Source organism: Peribacillus sp. NPDC060253, from assembly GCF_042727425.1.
Taxonomy (GTDB): Bacteria; Bacillota; Bacilli; order Bacillales; family DSM-1321; genus Peribacillus.
Map to the genome: position 1 here is coordinate 1 of NZ_JBHXAS010000104.1, position 16,530 is coordinate 16,530.

The 16,530-nt window shown below is 40.8% G+C and carries 14 protein-coding genes; 12 read left to right on the forward strand and 2 right to left on the reverse strand.

Annotation, left to right across the window (positions count from 1 at the left end):
• Positions 1 to 30 precede the first annotated feature (30 nt).
• The 10 genes from murQ to ACFWE9_RS20905 all read left to right on the forward strand — a co-directional run bounded on the left by murQ (position 31) and on the right by ACFWE9_RS20905 (position 11,702).
• Positions 31 to 939, forward strand: coding sequence for an N-acetylmuramic acid 6-phosphate etherase (gene murQ, locus ACFWE9_RS20860; protein ID WP_377358583.1), 909 nt, complete (start codon positions 31 to 33; stop codon positions 937 to 939).
• A gap of 11 nt (positions 940 to 950) precedes the next feature.
• On the forward strand, positions 951 to 1,808 hold the full coding sequence (locus ACFWE9_RS20865) for a MurR/RpiR family transcriptional regulator (protein ID WP_230156311.1): 858 nt from the start codon (positions 951 to 953) through the stop codon (positions 1,806 to 1,808).
• A 33-nt stretch (positions 1,809 to 1,841) separates the two neighbouring features.
• Complete coding sequence (locus ACFWE9_RS20870) at positions 1,842 to 3,209, forward strand: PTS transporter subunit EIIC (RefSeq protein WP_377358572.1); 1,368 nt, start codon at positions 1,842 to 1,844, stop codon at positions 3,207 to 3,209.
• On the forward strand, positions 3,206 to 4,222 hold the full coding sequence (locus ACFWE9_RS20875; protein WP_377358574.1) for a MupG family TIM beta-alpha barrel fold protein: 1,017 nt from the start codon (positions 3,206 to 3,208) through the stop codon (positions 4,220 to 4,222). The genes ACFWE9_RS20870 and ACFWE9_RS20875 overlap by 4 nt, the downstream gene beginning before the upstream one ends.
• Before the next feature lie 211 nt (positions 4,223 to 4,433).
• Positions 4,434 to 6,374, forward strand: a complete 1,941-nt coding sequence (locus ACFWE9_RS20880) for a glycoside hydrolase family 3 protein (RefSeq protein ID WP_377358576.1) — start codon at positions 4,434 to 4,436, stop codon at positions 6,372 to 6,374.
• A gap of 12 nt (positions 6,375 to 6,386) precedes the next feature.
• A complete protein-coding gene (locus ACFWE9_RS20885; protein ID WP_377358578.1) occupies positions 6,387 to 7,625 on the forward strand; it encodes an exo-beta-N-acetylmuramidase NamZ family protein in 1,239 nt (412 codons plus the stop codon).
• Positions 7,626 to 7,801: 176 nt separating this feature from the next.
• Positions 7,802 to 9,277 (forward strand): N-acetylglucosamine-specific PTS transporter subunit IIBC, encoded by a 1,476-nt coding sequence (gene nagE / locus ACFWE9_RS20890; RefSeq protein ID WP_230156306.1) that lies wholly within the window; start codon positions 7,802 to 7,804, stop codon positions 9,275 to 9,277.
• Positions 9,278 to 9,763: 486 nt separating this feature from the next.
• Positions 9,764 to 10,186 carry a DUF1801 domain-containing protein gene (locus ACFWE9_RS20895; protein WP_230156305.1) on the forward strand — a complete coding sequence of 141 codons (423 nt, stop codon included), beginning with the start codon at positions 9,764 to 9,766 and terminating at the stop codon, positions 10,184 to 10,186.
• 53 nt (positions 10,187 to 10,239) lie between these two features.
• A complete protein-coding gene (locus ACFWE9_RS20900) occupies positions 10,240 to 11,283 on the forward strand; it encodes an oxidoreductase (protein ID WP_230156304.1) in 1,044 nt (347 codons plus the stop codon).
• Between the two features lie 272 nt (positions 11,284 to 11,555).
• Positions 11,556 to 11,702, forward strand: coding sequence for a hypothetical protein (locus ACFWE9_RS20905; protein ID WP_377358580.1), 147 nt, complete (start codon positions 11,556 to 11,558; stop codon positions 11,700 to 11,702).
• 90 nt (positions 11,703 to 11,792) lie between these two features.
• On the opposite strand, the gene ACFWE9_RS20910 is transcribed toward ACFWE9_RS20905, so the two are convergent.
• A complete protein-coding gene (locus ACFWE9_RS20910) occupies positions 11,793 to 12,980 on the reverse strand; it encodes an MFS transporter (protein ID WP_230156300.1) in 1,188 nt (395 codons plus the stop codon).
• A gap of 122 nt (positions 12,981 to 13,102) precedes the next feature.
• On the opposite strand from ACFWE9_RS20910, the gene ACFWE9_RS20915 reads away from it, so the two are divergent.
• Together ACFWE9_RS20915 and ACFWE9_RS20920 are read left to right on the forward strand one after the other, a co-directional pair.
• On the forward strand, positions 13,103 to 13,549 hold the full coding sequence (locus ACFWE9_RS20915) for a MarR family winged helix-turn-helix transcriptional regulator (RefSeq protein ID WP_230156298.1): 447 nt from the start codon (positions 13,103 to 13,105) through the stop codon (positions 13,547 to 13,549).
• Positions 13,550 to 13,915: 366 nt separating this feature from the next.
• Positions 13,916 to 15,508: a long-chain-fatty-acid--CoA ligase gene (locus ACFWE9_RS20920; protein ID WP_230156296.1), complete on the forward strand. Its 1,593-nt coding sequence runs from the start codon at positions 13,916 to 13,918 to the stop codon at positions 15,506 to 15,508.
• Positions 15,509 to 15,676: 168 nt separating this feature from the next.
• Here ACFWE9_RS20920 and ACFWE9_RS20925 read toward each other — a convergent pair whose 3' ends face one another.
• Entirely contained in the window at positions 15,677 to 15,997 is a 321-nt protein-coding gene (locus ACFWE9_RS20925) for a hypothetical protein (protein WP_230156294.1), read from the reverse strand.
• Positions 15,998 to 16,530: the final 533 nt, after the last annotated feature.

Consider the following 16,530-nt stretch of genomic DNA (forward strand, 5'->3'; position numbering starts at 1 on the left):
GAGAAGAATAATAGGAGGACTTATTTGTCTATGGAAGAACATCTGCGTTCATTAACGACTGAATTGAGAAATGAAGGGACGATGAACATCGATCGCATGAATACGTTGGAAATCATCTCAGCAATCAATAAGGAAGATCTAAAAGTGGCAGCAGCCGTCCAGGAAGTTTTGCCGGAAATTAGAACAGTAGTTGAATGGGCTTGTGAATCGATAAAGAAAGGAGGGAGACTCATATACATTGGTGCAGGAACGAGCGGAAGACTCGGTGTTCTTGATGCCGTGGAATGTCCGCCGACTTTCAGCGTACCACCTGAAATGGTGCTGGGAATAATCGCAGGAGGGGAAAAGGCGTTTGTTCGGGCCATTGAGGGAGCGGAGGATAAAGAAGAGTTTGGGGAATGTGATTTAATGGACGTGGATCTTACAGCGGATGATACGGTTATTGGCATTGCGGCAAGCGGCCGTACCCCTTATGTGAGAGGGGCTTTACGTTATGCAAGAAAAGTTGGGGCAAAAGCGGTGGCTTTATCGTGCAATGAAAATGCGAGCATCACAGAAGAAGCTGATATAGGGATTGAAGTGGTGGTCGGACCAGAAGTTTTAACAGGTTCCACAAGGATGAAAGCGGCAACCGCTCAGAAAATGGTCCTCAATATGATTTCAACAGCTACCATGATCCGAGTGGGAAAAGTGTATGAAAATCTGATGGTTGATGTAAAGGTAAGCAATCAAAAACTGAAGGATCGTGCCATCAGCATGATCGAAACTGTAACGGATACTGATTATGATCATGCCTCTAAAATGCTTGAAAAAGCAAATAATCAAGTTAAACCAGCAATTGTCATGATAAAAACGTCAACAGATTATGTTAAAGCAATGGAGTTACTAGAAAAAGCGGATGGAGATGTCAGAAAAGCCATCTCGATCTATGAAGATTAAGGAGAGGTGCAATGGCTACAGGAGGATTATCCATTATACAGACGATGTTGAGCAAGCTCCCGCAATCGGAACAAAAACTAGCAGAATATATTCTTCAAAATCCTCATGAAGTGGTGAATAGCACTGTACAGGAATTGAGTACTTCTGCTAAAACAAGCGGGGCTGCCGTTATTAGGTTATGTAAATCGCTCGGAGTAAAAGGATTTCAAGATTTAAAAATACGGATAGCTGGAGACTTGATGAAGACTGTTGAACAGGGCTACCGGGATATCGAGCCTTTGGAATCACTGTATCGGATTGTAGAAAAAACGACGAGTAATTCGATTCAGACCATTCGCGACACATCTGAAATCATCGATCACAACAATCTCAAACATGCGATTACGCTGATGCTGAACGCTAAAACCGTCCACTTTTGTGGAGTGGGTGCCTCTCATATTGTCGCTGCAGACGCCCAGCAAAAATTGCTTCGAATCAATAGAGGGGCAACGGCTTTTACAGATATGCATTTAGTTGCAACCTTGATTGCCAATGCTGATGTAAATGACATTGTTTTTGCCATTTCATTTTCCGGTGAAACACCTGAAGTTGTCAATATCCTGAAGCTAGCAAAAGAACGTGGGGTCAAAACGATCGGACTGACTCATTTTGGTCAAACAACGGTATCTTCGTTGTGTGATGCGACGCTATATACATCCTTTTCAAATGAAGCACCGTTTCGAAGTGCTGCAACATCCTCACGATTGGCACAGTTATATATGATTGATATTTTGTTTTTGGGGATGGCTTCAGAGCAATATGAAGAAACTGTCCAATATATTGATAACACAAAAGCTGCAATTAAATCGATGACAGATCGATATAAATGAACATTTCGAAATATTGGAAAAGGGGGCTTTTGAATGGGCAAGGGAGATAAGTACACCAGTTTAGCAGAAGAGTTATTGGGGAAATTGGGCGGGGCATCAAATGTAGCATCAGCAGCACATTGCATGACCAGACTAAGGGTATTGCCAATCGATCGTTCAAAAATAAACATGGAAGAAATAAAAAATACGGAAGGCGTTCTTGGTATTATTGAAGAAGAAACGATACAAATCGTATTAGGACCAGGCGTGGTGAATAAGGTTCATACAGAATTCGAAAAGCTTTTAGCGTTTTCTGACGGCTTGAACTTAAAAGAAATGGCCTCGAAGAACAAATCAGAGATTAATAGGAAAAACGCGAAACCTTTTAAACTATTCTTACGCAGGATTGCAAGTATATTCATTCCTCTCATTCCCGCATTAGTAGCATCAGGTTTGATAACCGGAATTACAAAAGCGATCGTTCAAGCGGGCTGGCTTGCAGCAGAATCGCAAGTAGCTATCATTTTAACCGTTATCGGATCTGGGTTGTTTGCCTACTTGGGAATTTTGGTGGGGACGAATGCAGCAAAGGAATACGGTGGTTCCCCCGCACTTGGGGCACTGGCGGGTATCTTGGTCATCAATCCGGCCGTCGGCGACATATCATTATTCGGTGAAAATTTGCTCCCTGGCCGCGGAGGGTTAATAGGAGTCCTCTTTGCCGCGATATTTATAGCTTTGGTGGAAAAACAGGTCAGGAAATTCATTCCACAATCACTGGATATCATTTTGACGCCAACCTTCGCTTTGCTCATTACTGGGATTGTTACGTACATTGTGTTTATGCCGGTAGGCGGATTTTTATCGGATGCCATTACGACAGGGTTATTGAATGTATTGGATTTCGGTGGTGTTGTAGCTGGATTCGTGCTTGGTGCGGCCTTCCTTCCTCTTGTCATAACTGGTTTACATCAAGGTTTGACGCCTGTTCATCTAGAATTGATCAATTCGATTGGAGATGATCCCCTTCTTCCCATTTTGGCCATGGGAGGTGCGGGCCAAGTAGGCGCGGCATTTGCCATCTACATGAAAACAAAGAAAGCGAGTTTAAAAAGAGCAATCGGCGGCGGACTTCCGTCAGGAATGCTTGGTATCGGCGAACCCCTTATATTTGGAGTGACGCTGCCACTTGGCAGGCCTTTTTTAACCGCCTGTTTAGGTGCAGGAGTAGGGGGAGCATTCCAAGCTCATTTCGGAATTGCGACATCGGCCATCGGTGTATCTGGACTGCCGCTTACCTTTTTAGTGCATGCTAATCAAATCGGACTGTTTTTGGCTGGATTGCTCCTATCCTACGTAGCAGGATTTATTTTTACCTATTTGTTTGGATTTAAAGATGAAATGGCGGTTGAATTCAAGTGATTGGAATCTCTTTTTATCTACAGGATCCACATGCAGAAGCCCAAATCATTCATGCTGCTAACATAGGAGTGAAGCGAGCGTTTACCTCGCTTCATATTCCTGAAGAGAAGGGTGATCTCGTAAAGAGAATGATCGAACTTTTAAAGCTCTCGGAATCTTATGGAATGGAAATTCATGCAGATGTCTCATTAAACACGCTCGATCATTTGGGAATCTGTAAATTAACGGATTTATTGCCATTAGGAGTTAAAGGAATTCGGCTTGATGATGGGTTTGACCAAGAAACGGTTACATCTTTGTCAAAGATATTTTCCCTTTCACTAAACGCAAGTACGTTGACTGAAGATGAACTTCTAGCCGTGCTTCAAAGCGGAGTGGAACCGGAAAGATTGATAGCTTGGCATAACTTTTATCCAAGGCGTGAAACGGGCCTTGAGGAAGAATTCTTTCATGAACAAAATCGGATGTTCAAGAAATACGGGATACCGATTTTTGCTTTTATCCCGGGTGCAGGGAATAAACGCGGGCCTTTGCATGACGGGCTCCCGACGCTTGAAAAACACAGGCTGATGAATCCTTACGCTGCCGGTGTTGAGCTGTTTCAATATGTCGAAGGAGTTTTCGTTGGAGATCAAGGAACGGAGAATGATTTACTTGAGAATCTATCGGCCTACAAAAAACAAAATATTCTATCTATTAGAATGGAATCCGGAATTTTGCACAGCCGTCAGTACAAATTGAGGCCAGATGTTTCTCAACATGTTTACCGGCTGCAAAATACCCGGGTCACAGCGAATATTGAGCCGAGTAATACAGTTGCACGCAGCCTTGGATCCATAACGATGGACAATGACGCATACGGACGGTATCGGGGAGAGGTTCAAATTTGCAAGAAAGATATGGGGGAAGATCATCGAGTCAATGTGATAGGGCAAGTTATAGAAGAAGATCTGCCCCTGCTGGCCCTTCTAAAACCTGGTCAATCCATAGTTCTGAAAAGTGAAGGCCAGTGAGTTCCAACGATCAATGATTCTGGGGTAAGCGGGGTATCTCCCATTTTGACATGAAGGCGTGTTAAAGAAAGGCGGCTGAAATGATCGTGGATTCCGCCTGTTTTCTTTAGAGGATCCATACAGGTACTTTCCTTTCTTTTTTAACTCTTTCATTGTAGTGGGCATGGAAGTGTTGATACAAGAACTAAAAAAGTATAAAGGAGGAACCCTAATGTTAAAGAAAAAATGGGCCTCTGCTGGGATTGCAGTATTCTTGGTTATATCCTTTCTTGGTGGGAATGCGACAGCAAAGGGTTTAGAGAATGAAAAACCAGCATTGGATATTCAGGAGATCGTAGAAAACATGACGGTGGATGAAAAAGTCGGTCAAATGCTCATGCCGGATTTTCGTAATTGGCAGAAAGAAGGAGAAGGGAGGGCCACAGGGTTCATTGAAATGAACGCTGAAGTTGCAAGCATCATTAAAAAGTATCATCTAGGCGGTGTGATCCTGTTTGCTGAGAATGTAGTCGATACAGAACAAACGGTACGGCTAACCGATGGTTTACAGATGGCAAGCCCAGACCTTCCGCTGTTCATAACGATTGATCAGGAAGGAGGAATCGTAACTCGTCTTCAAACTGGAACGAACCTTCCTGGTAATATGGCACTTGGTGCAGCCAGAGAAGAGAGTTACGCTTATAAAACTGGAGAAATTATTGGACGGGAACTATCGTCACTCGGCATAAATGTGAATTTTGGTCCGTCTGTCGACGTCAATAATAATCCCGGAAATCCAGTTATTGGCGTTCGATCCTTCAGCTCTGATCCAGAACTTGTATCAAAGCTTGGCATTCAGACGATAAAAGGATTGCAAAATCAGAACATGATAGCAACCACCAAGCATTTCCCTGGCCATGGAGATACAGCGGTCGATAGTCATTATGGTCTCCCTCTTGTTTCTCATGATAAAGAGCGGTTGCGTTCCATCGAGTTGGTTCCCTTTCAAAGAGCCATCGATGCTGGAGTGGATATGATGATGACTGCACATGTTCAATTTCCTTCATTCGATGACACTACGTATATCAGTAAAAAAGACGGACAAGAAATTATGGTTCCTGCAACATTGTCACATAAGGTCATCACAGGTCTATTACGTGAAGAAATGGGTTTTGACGGCGTTGTGGTTACAGATGCTCTAAATATGCAAGCCATTGCAGACAATTTCGGACAGGAAGAAGCCGTGGTCCTTGCCCTGAAATCGGGAGTCGACATTGCCTTGATGCCTGCACAAGTAAATTCGCTTCAAATGGAAAAAAATATCACCTCTGTATTCAATGCGGTGAAGGCAGCAGTGGAAAGCGGGGAAATTCCTCTAGATCAAGTGAATCAATCTGTAACGAGGATACTGAATTTAAAAAAGAAAAGAGGGATTTTAAACCCTGATAAAACGCCAATCGATAAAAAAATCAAAACCGCGCTTCAAGTGGTCGGAAATAAAGATCATTTGAAAAAAGAAAGGGAAATCGCGGAGGATGCCATCACTCTATTGAAAAATGAAGGCAGAACATTGCCGTTCAAACCTAAGAAAAATGATAAAGTTTTAGTTCTTGCTCCTTTTGATGACCAAGTTGAATCAATGAAAAGGAGCATCAGCGAATTAGCTGAGAAAAAGAAAATAAAAAAAGTGCAAGTATCGGGTATGAGTTTCTCGGGAAAATCATTTACAGATCAAGTGGCAAGACTTATTGATGAGACAGACTTTGTCATAACTGGTTCCTATATTGTCAAAAACGATCCGGCTATCAAGGATGGTGTGATCGATGATAGCATTCAAGAGCCTTCAAAGTGGGCAACAGCCTTTCCAAGAGCGGTCATGAATCAAGCGAAGAAGAAAGATAAAGAATTTGTTTTAATGAGTTTAAGAAACCCTTATGACGTTGCAAACTTTGAGGAAGCGAAAGCGGTGCTTGCTGTATATGGATATAAAGGTTATTCTAATGGGCGTTATCGACAGCCTAATATTCCTGCAGGCATCTCGACGATTTTTGGAGAATCAAAACCTAAAGGCACTTTACCCGTCGATATTCCATCAGTGACTAAACCCTCTGAAAGTCTTTATAAATTTGGATATGGATTAGATATAAAATCAGGAAAACCCATTAATAAATAAGGGGGAAACAAATTGAAAAGAATCATGATCATATTTTCCATTTGTCTGCTTTCTTTCGGTATCGTTTCCTCAAAAAGTGTAACGGCTGTCAAAGAGAAGAAAAAACAAAAAGTCAGTACTGGAATTGAAGTCCTTTTAAAAGAAGAAAAGAACGTGTTAAGAGGAAAAAAAGTCGGATTGATTACGAATCCAACTGGCATCGATTCTAAATTAAACAGCATCGTCGATCTACTTCATGACGATCCGGATATTCAGTTGACGGCGTTATTTGGTCCCGAACATGGAGTACGTGGAGATGCGCAAGCTGGTGCAAGTGTGGAATATTATATAGATGAAAAAACAGGGTTACCCGTTTATAGCTTATATGGTAAAACGAAAAAACCGACGCCTGAAATGTTAAAAGATGTTGAGGTTCTTGTATTTGATATCCAGGATGTCGGAACACGCTATTACACGTACATTTACACGATGGCTTATGCAATGGAAGCAGCAAAAGAAAATGATATCCCCTTTATCGTGCTCGACCGTCCGAACCCACAAGGCGGGGAGTCGGTGGATGGACCGGTACTTGAATCTGAATTCTCATCGTTTGTTGGCTTGTACCCCATACCGCTTAAGCATGGAATGACAGTTGGGGAACTCGCAATGTTGTTCAATAAGGAATTTAATATTGGAGCAGATCTAAAGGTCATCCAAATGAAAGGCTGGAAGAGAGATATGGATTATGACGATACGGGGCTCCCGTTTGTCATGCCATCACCGAACATGCCGACAGTTTCCACTACATTCGTATATCCCGCTACAGGATTAATCGAGGGGACGAATGTCTCGGAAGGCAGAGGCACGACAAAACCATTCGAATTGATTGGTGCTCCTTATATAAACAGCGATGAACTTGCCGGGAAATTAAATGCATTACGGTTACCTGGCGTAAAATTCAGGGCAGCCTCTTTTACACCTATGTTCTCAAAGCATGCAGGTACACTAAGCCATGGGGTTGAAATTTATGTAACGGATAGAGAGGAATTCAAAGCCGTACCTACTGGACTTCACATCATCAAGACCATTCATGATTTATATCCTGGTGATTTTGAATTCCTCAAAGCAAACAATTTCAGTCTATTGATTGGAAATGGCTGGGTAAGGTCACGAATTGAAGATGGTTCATCAGTAAATGAAATCATGAAAGAATATCAAGTAACGCAGGATGCTTTTAAAAAGGTTCGCAAACATTACTTGCTCTATAAATAAAAGGTAAAAAAAAGAAAAGTCAATTTGGACTTTTCTTTTTTTTGGGATCACTTGAAGGAGGAGTTAATGTTTATATGAAAATTAATATATGAAATGAAGTTCTAAAATGGAAGGAAGCGTTGTCTAATAGAATATGGGGTTTACCCTAAATCTGTAATGGTCAGGAGGAAAGCGGGATGAAAAAATACCTTCAAAAAATTGGTCGTTCCTTGATGCTTCCAGTAGCCGTATTGCCGGCAGCAGCCATCTTGATGGGGATCGGCTATTGGATAGACCCAGCAGGATGGGGAGCGGGAAGTCCATTAGCGGCTTTCTTAATCAAAGCTGGTTCTTCCATCATTGACAATATGTCTATCCTGTTTGCTGTAGGGGTAGCATTGGGGATGTCGAAAGGTAAAGACGGATCAGCCGCTTTGAGCGGGTTAGTAGCGTATCTAGTCGTAACGACATTGCTTTCGACAGAATCAGTAGCTATGCTGCAGGGAGTCGATGTTAAAGATGTTAATCCAGCATTTGAGGAAATAGGAAATCAATTTGTCGGAATTCTCTCTGGACTTATCGCAGCCTCTATGTATAATCGGTTTAGTAAGGTCGAACTGCCAGATGCATTCGCTTTCTTTAGTGGTAAACGGCTTGTCCCCATACTTACTGCTGTTGCTATGTTGCTGGTTTCCCTTATATTATTCTTCGTTTGGCCGCTTATCTACTCCTGGTTAGTTATATTTGGTGAAGGTATAAGTGAATTAGGTGCGGCTGGAGCGGGACTCTATGGGTTCTTCAATCGGCTGTTGATTCCAACGGGTTTACATCATGCGTTAAACTCCGTATTCTGGTTTGATGTAATAGGACTCAATGATATCGGCAATTTCTGGGCAGGAAAGGGAATAAAAGGAACCACAGGCATGTACCAAGCGGGATTCTTTCCTGTCATGATGTTCGGTTTGCCTGCTGCAGCTCTTGCCATGTACCATTCGGCAAAAACCAAGAAGAAAAAACAAGTGGCTTCATTAATGCTCGCAGCGGGATTCGCTTCATTTTTTACAGGAGTTACTGAACCATTGGAATTTGCCTTCATGTTTGTTGCACCAGCCCTTTTTGTGGTGCACGCCTTATTGACCGGAATTTCGTTAGCTATTGCTGCAACTTTCCATTGGACAGCAGGGTTTGGTTTTAGTGCTGGATTTATTGACTTTGTTTTGAGTTCAAGGTTGCCCTTGGCAAATGAACCCTATATGCTACTGCTTCAAGGCCTGGTTTTTGCTGTCATCTACTATTTCTTATTCCGCTTCTTGATCGCCAAGTTCAATTTAATGACTCCTGGTAGAGCTGATGACCCAGATGATGGGCTTGAAGGTGGAGGAGAGCATGTACAAGCGGCCAGCAGTGAAGTCGAGTCTAATGAGAGTAAATTCTTTGCTATGGCTTCTGCGATTTATGAGGCATTAGGCGGAGACGATAATGTAATTTCTGTTGATAATTGCGTTACCCGTTTAAGAGTTGAAGTGGAGAATATGGGAGCTGTCGATCAGAATAAAATCAACTCGACAGGGGTTGCAGGAATTAATATCGTTGGTCCTCAAAGCATTCAAGTCATTGTAGGGACGCAGGTACAATTCATAGCTGATGAAATTGAAAAGATCCGAAGACAATAGGGTTTGGGATAAACTGTATTGTGCCTTCCAATTCTACTTATATAAAACTACTGGTTTATGAATGTGAATATATGGATACGCTACGATCAGTATTGTGCCCCTGAATCCAATCTGGTCGTAGTGATTTTAATGAGAAATCAAGAATCTGCCAAAAATAGTGGTGTCATATTAGGGACAAATATAATATTGAAGATTTATCTATATATACTCTGCTCTGAAATTAGAATAAAACGAATCGATGTTCTATAATATATTAAGGGCGTTGGGTAAAGGCTATCAATGAATTTCTTCAGTCTTTCATTTGAAGAGTCAGGATTTCCATATTATCTATTGTAAATGGCTGTGATTTCCTGTAAACCCAACAACAGAAATGATCCTCAAGATTTGTTTAAGCTGTAGCTGCATACATAAATGTCAACCTCTAAGTTTAGAGCATAGGATAACCTTTTAATTTTACTACTTTTTAGTATGGGAGTGGTTCCGATCATGTATCAACAAAAAACCAAGGAAACAGACAGCAGTGTCATTGAGTTCATTGAGAGAGTCGATAATCTTAAAAAGCGTGAAGATGCATATGAATTATTGGATATATTCACAAAAACGACAGGTTTTGAAGCAAAGATGTGGGGACCGAGTATCATAGGGTTCGGTACCTATCATTATAAATATGAATCTGGTCACGAAGGCGATGCCCCCCTAGTCGGCTTTTCACCTCGAAAAGCAAAAATAAGTTTATATCTTGCTCCGGGTGACATAAAAAGGGGAGAATTATTGCAGGCTTTTGGAAAATACACTTCCGGAAAAGGCTGTGTGTACATCAATAAAGTGGCAGATATTAGCATCAATGTTTTGGAAGAATTAATTAATCAGTCTGTAAAGTTTCTGAGAGAAAAATATTCTGAAGTGTAATAAAGGTAAGTGCATGTTTTTTAGATTGAACAAGAAAGTGAGTGGGAACGAAAATGAGAAAAATTAAAGTGGGTATAGTGGGATACGGATTGTCAGGAGCTACATTTCATGCGCCTTTACTTAGTGTATTAGGGCAATTTCAAATAGCGAAAGTAGTCAGTTCCAAACAGGAAAAAGTCCAAAAAGATTTGAAGGACGTGGAAGTGGTAGGAAGCTTGGATGAAATTCTTGAAGACGGATCCATTGATTTGGTGGTTATTACGACACCAAGCGGGTTGCATTTTGAAATGGCCAAACAAAGCTTGTTAGCAGGTAAACATGTCGTCTTGGAGAAACCTATGGTAGTGGAGGCCTGGGAGGCAGAAGAGCTCATTAAGATTGCCGAGGAAAAGAAACTCCTAATAAGCGTCTATCATAACCGGAGATGGGATAATGACTTTTTGACGGTAAAAAAACTTATCAATGATGGTGTGCTTGGGGAAATCAATACATACCAAGTACATTATGATCGATTCAGGCCGGTGGTCAGGGATAGATGGAGAGAAAAGCCAGGCCCGGGATCAGGTATGTTATATGATTTAGGGTCACATCTCATCGATCAAGCCTTGAATTTGTTTGGGTTGCCGCAATTCGTATGGGCTGATGTATTTTCGCAAAAAGAGAATGCCGAAACGGATGATTATTTCCATGTGATATTAGCGTATGAAAAGCTGAGAGTAATATTGCATTCAGGCTCAATCGTTCCTGTTAATGGACCGCGCTTTCAGGTGCATGGAAGTAAAGGATCATTTATCAAGTACGGTCTTGATTGCCAAGAGGCAGCCTTAAGTGAGGGGAAAAAACCGTTGGATGACTCTTGGGGTGCAGATGATCCTGAATTTTATGGTCACTTAGTTACGATTGAAGGAGAAAATGAAACACATGAAACCATTCAAACTCAACATGGTTCTTATTTAACGTATTACCAGGAAGTTGCTGAGAGTATTTTGAATGGGAAAAAAGCTCCGGTCACTGCTCAGGAGGGCCTTTCCGTCATTAGAATCATCGATGCGGCTTTTGAAAGCAGTAAAGGGAAGAAAGCCGTTTATATTAAATGAAATTCATTTTCCCCTTATAACAATATGGAATGAGAAGCACTGTATAAAAAGCGGCCTTTTTAGAGGAAAAGGGCCGCTTTTTATTGTGGTCATTTACACGAATTCCGGTTTATTAGGGAAAAAGCTACCTAACAGACTTACGGAGCATCTCTGGAATTCGAGCGTTACGTATGATTTGAGCTATTAACACAAGAGTTTGGAGCAAATATTCGAAAGTTGGAAGCGAATTTGTGTATTTGTAACGTTTACTCGTGAATTTTGAGCAAATACTCGTGAGATTCGTACGTTTACTCGTGAATTTTGAGCAAATACTCGTGAGATTCGTACATTTACTCGTGAATTTAAAGCAATTACTCTGGTATTCGAACGTTTTACTCGTGAATAAACAGTTTTGGAGGATCACGATTACAAGAGGATAGGATAATAAACATCATAAAAAAACCCCGAATAGTGACCGCTATCCGGGGGTTTTTCTTTATGGTGTTAAAAGGATATTGCTTTCTTCAGCTCTAGGATAATGCCTTCGAATGAAGAGATCGTTTTTGCCAAGCCATGGTGATCATTAATGTAATGATTAAGAGGAAAAGGCCTAACATGAACGGATAGGTGATGTGGACATCATACATCATTCCGGCAAGAGTGGGTCCAAGCACATTTCCGATGCTCATATATGCATTATTCATACCCATTGCAAAGCCCTGCTCATTCCCTGCCATCTTCGAAATCAGCGTGTTCAGAACTGGACGTAAGATGGATGTGGAAAGGAAGATGATTAGTGAGATTAAAAAGAAAATCAGGTAACTTGAAGCAAAAAGTGATAGGAGGAAACCGATGGCTGCAACACTGATAAAGATATTCAACACATTAATTTCCCCGAAACGGCGTACAATCCGGTCAACGACAAACAGTTGAACGATTACGCTGACGATTCCGGTAGCTGTAACCATGACGGCGATGTCCTTAGGACTTGAATTGAATTGATTATCAAGATAAAGACCAATTACTGACTCATATGCCATTAATCCAAAGCTCATTACAAGTGTAATGATCAGTGGGATGAAATAAGGCATTTTTACAGATAAGGCAATCTTGCGAACCATCGATTCATTCTTGGCTTCCGTAGTTTGGGCAACTTGTGCCGTTTCGCTTTCTTTTAAAACAAAAATAGAAAAGACCACTGCTGATAATGATACTAGCGCAGAAATCAAAAATGGAAACTTTAAGCCAAAATCAGCTAAAAATCCACCAATCCCTGGACCGATTACAATTCCCAGTGACATGGCGGCAGATACTAAACTATTACCTTTAGCCCGCTGATCAAATGTTGTGATATCTGCAACGTAAGCAAATATTGCTGGAATAAGCAAAGCGGCTCCAATTCCACCGATTATACGAGAAGCATACAATAACCAAATAGAATTGACTGCATAAAAAATAAACATGGATAAAGTCAAACCGACCAATCCATAAATAATCATTTTTCTGCGCCCAAATTGGTCAGTCCATTTCCCCGCAATTGGCGAAAAGATAAGTTGAGCACCTGCGAAAATGGCGATCATTAGGCCGGCGGCTGTTCCGCCTTGATTAATGGAGGCAAGGTATGCAGGTAAAATGGGAATGATGATACCGAAACTTCCTATTGCTATAAACATATTGATCATGAGGATTATGATCTTTTTTCGTTGTTCTGCTGACATGGACAGCCTCTCTTTCTCTTTGGAAATCAATAACCAATTTAATTCGCATGGTTAATTTTTTGATACGTTAATTATGTTATAGTTTTAGATAGATAGTTGTCAATAAGAAAGGATTGTCAAACATGAATTCAAGTGAATTGTATAATTTACATATTGAGATTAAAGAGCTAAGCAGACTCTCACAGGAATTGGTGGAACCGTTATTGGTTAAATACGATTTGACTTCTGTACAGTTTCGCGCACTGCAATTAATAGTCTTGGACGGATCCATGGCTGCCAAAAATGTTTCGAATCATTTGAAGATCAAACCTGCTGCTGGAACTGCACTAATTGACCGGCTCGAACGGAAGAATTTGATTGAAAGGGTACATAGTGAGGATGATCGCCGGGTCGTTTACATTCAATCCACCGAAAGTGGACGAGAAACCTATCATTCCATCAATATGTGTTTCGCCAAAATCTTTCGTGACTTTTATAGCGTCTTAAATGAAGAGGAAACCGTACGCCTTAAACAAATCGTGGGGAAACTAACCGAACATGTGTCGTCATGTTTAGAGAATAAAATATAGTCTTACTAAAGGGTAATGGTTCCATTATAATAGAAAGAAAAAGCATCATCGTTCATCTCAACTGGTCCTTTTTTAATAAAGCAGTGAATTCTTCTCTAATCTCACTGCTTTTAGGGGGTGAATTATCAGAAAAGTCAATTAACTATAAGTGTTTTCACAAACTTTTTGTTTTTAACCATACCCATAAATTTATTCTGTTTTCGCTTTTTTTCCATTCACCGGTGGTCTAAAGGTCAGGTGAAACGGACTTAGTCATCTAAGGATTTTTTCTCAGTGACTCTTCATGATTAACGAACCAGGCAGAGGATTGCGCTTCATTTAAATAAATATAAGCAATGAAAATAATAATAGAAGGAGTTGGGTAAAATGTTTTCACCATTAACCCCCATGGATTGGAAGCGCAGGGCCGTAAAATATTATCCTCATAAAGTGGCTGTCATCGATGAAGAGAAAGAGTATACATACAGAGAATTCGGGAACCGGGTCGATCAACTTTCCAAAGCATTGCTTTCTTCAGGAATTGAAAAAGACGACCATATTGCAGTAATGCTGCCAAACACTCATTATATGCTGGAATGCTTTTATGGCATTTGTCAAATCGGTGCGATCATGGTGCCATTGAATTACCGGCTTTCTGCTGAGGATTTGGAATATATTATCAAGCATAGCGATTCAAAAATATTAATAGTCGATGAGGAATTCACGGCTCCAATCGAGAAAATCTTAACTGAATTATCATTGGAAAAAATCATTATCGTGCCTGTTGAAGGGCATGAAACCACTTTACCTGGAATAGACTATGAGAATTTCATCCTGCATGCAAATGATGGAGTTGGACTGCCAGAGGGTGAAATCGATGAAAATCAGCTTTTGACTATTAATTATACGAGCGGAACGACATCGAAACCAAAAGGGGTAATGTTGACACATCGCGGGAATTACATGAATGCTGCCAATTTCATATATCATCTTGGTTTAAAGCATGATGATGTGTACCTCCATACCCTGCCAATGTTTCATGCCAATGGGTGGGGCGGCGTATGGGCGATCACGGCTGCTGGCGGGACTCATGTATGTTTAAGAAAAGTTGATCCCCCTCATATCCTCCATTTATTCGAACAGCATAATATTACATTGTTATGTGGAGCACCAACTGTCGTCAATATGCTAGTGAATGATCCTAAAGCAAAAGATACTGATATCAAGGTACGGCCACGGATGGCAACGGCAGGTGCTCCTCCAGCAGCAGCGCTTATTCATAAAGCTCAGGAAATCCTTGGTTTGAATATGATACATGTCTATGGATTAACGGAAACTTCCCCGTTTATCCTATATAACGAGTGGAACGATGAATTTGAAGCTAAATCAGCGGAAGAACAAGCCATAATAAAGGCAAGACAAGGTATTGAATTGGTTTTTAATGGGGAAACGATGGTGGTCAATCAAGGCGGGAAAGAGGTCGCTTGGGATGGGAAGGAATTAGGGGAAATCATCACTCGCGGAAATGTTGTCATGGAAGGGTATTATAAGGATCCGGAAAGGACGGCCGAAGCCATTAGGGATGGCTGGTTTTACACTGGGGATCTGGCAGTTACCCATCCTGATGGATATATTGAAATACAGGACAGGGCAAAGGATTTAATCATTTCGGGAGGAGAAAATATTTCTTCGACTGAAGTGGAAGGGGTATTGTATAAACATCCTGATGTATTGGAGGCGGCGGTTATTGCCATCCCAGACGATAAATGGGGTGAAACGCCTAAGGCAATCATTGTACTGCACCCCAATGTGGAAGTGACGAAAAATGAGATCATTACCTTTTGCCGCTCAAAAATGGCTCACTTTAAAGCACCGACAAAAGTTGAATTTGTAGAGTCTTTACCGAAAACGGCAACGGGAAAACTGCAAAAATATCGTTTAAGGGAAATCCATTGGAAAGGATCGAAAAAGGTAAATTAAAGGCTTTAATAGGAACGGGATATATAGTAAGGTGTTGTCATAAAAAGTTAAAATCAAATAAAGTACGGCAAATAACAAGACCAAGAATGCTTTTGAATAAGCATTCTTGGTTTTTGTATTTATGGAAAGCGCCATTTCCTCTGTAGTACTAGGATCGAGATAGATTAATTAATGAGGGCCTCTAAATGAAAGATTTGACTTTGTGTAATATATATACGTTATTTTAGATAAACTTGTTTTATTACCACTAGCATAGACTGATATATGATAAGCGTGTTTTCCGGAATAATATGCTGCTATTAAACTATTAGGACTGCCAGCAAGTGCTGATGCCAGTGCAGTAGCTACTCCTGCTGGTGCGTTTGGGCCACCTGCAAACACAAGAGTTCTTACGATGCTTAACGATGTTGTTCCCTTTTGATGAGCCTTTACCATCTTTCCTAATTGGGTATTTGTTAGTTTAGCTTGATGAGCAATAGGTTTGCTCATTTCAATGTTGCCTGCTGTTGGTTGTATTTGTATAATATCGTACTATATAACTATATGCGGGAGGTCAAGATAAATATGGAAACTAAGGAAAGGAGTTTTAAAAGAGTAATAATTGTACTTATTTCGATATGTCTAGGTTTTATAATCAGGATGTCCTCAGTAATAATAGCTGATCGAAATTTATTTTCTATGTACAACATAGACATATTAATTTTATTTATAGCAATAATTGGATTAATTATATGGTTGAATAAAAAGAAAAAAAGGATATAAATCAGTTTGTAGACAAAGGGGTTCTATCTAAATTTTGAAACAAAGTTGATTGGAGCGAGTGTGCTAGACTCCTTGCGGAAAAGCGTGTATAGGTGAGACCCCATAGGCGCAAAGGCGTCGAGGGCGGTCTGCCCGCGGAAAGCCGGGTGCCTGGAGGCAACGTTCAAACCCTTTAAACCCTTTAAACCCTTTTGTCTTTAGTCTGACTTAGAGTTAGTTTTTTTAAAAAAAGCATTATTTCCGGATAATTAGAATAGAAA

Excerpts from the sequence above, each read along its gene's own strand:
- murQ (WP_377358583.1), top strand. The coding sequence starts at position 31 with ATGGAAGAACATCTGCGTTCATTAACGACTGAATTGAGAAATGAAGGG.
- ACFWE9_RS20865 (WP_230156311.1), top strand. The coding sequence starts at position 951 with ATGGCTACAGGAGGATTATCCATTATACAGACGATGTTGAGCAAGCTC.
- ACFWE9_RS20870 (WP_377358572.1), top strand. The coding sequence starts at position 1,842 with ATGGGCAAGGGAGATAAGTACACCAGTTTAGCAGAAGAGTTATTGGGG.
- ACFWE9_RS20880 (WP_377358576.1), top strand. The coding sequence starts at position 4,434 with ATGTTAAAGAAAAAATGGGCCTCTGCTGGGATTGCAGTATTCTTGGTT.
- nagE (WP_230156306.1), top strand. The coding sequence starts at position 7,802 with ATGAAAAAATACCTTCAAAAAATTGGTCGTTCCTTGATGCTTCCAGTA.
- ACFWE9_RS20895 (WP_230156305.1), top strand. The coding sequence starts at position 9,764 with ATGTATCAACAAAAAACCAAGGAAACAGACAGCAGTGTCATTGAGTTC.
- ACFWE9_RS20900 (WP_230156304.1), top strand. The coding sequence starts at position 10,240 with ATGAGAAAAATTAAAGTGGGTATAGTGGGATACGGATTGTCAGGAGCT.
- ACFWE9_RS20910 (WP_230156300.1), bottom strand. The coding sequence starts at position 12,980 with ATGTCAGCAGAACAACGAAAAAAGATCATAATCCTCATGATCAATATG.
- ACFWE9_RS20915 (WP_230156298.1), top strand. The coding sequence starts at position 13,103 with ATGAATTCAAGTGAATTGTATAATTTACATATTGAGATTAAAGAGCTA.
- ACFWE9_RS20920 (WP_230156296.1), top strand. The coding sequence starts at position 13,916 with ATGTTTTCACCATTAACCCCCATGGATTGGAAGCGCAGGGCCGTAAAA.
- ACFWE9_RS20925 (WP_230156294.1), bottom strand. The coding sequence starts at position 15,997 with ATGAGCAAACCTATTGCTCATCAAGCTAAACTAACAAATACCCAATTA.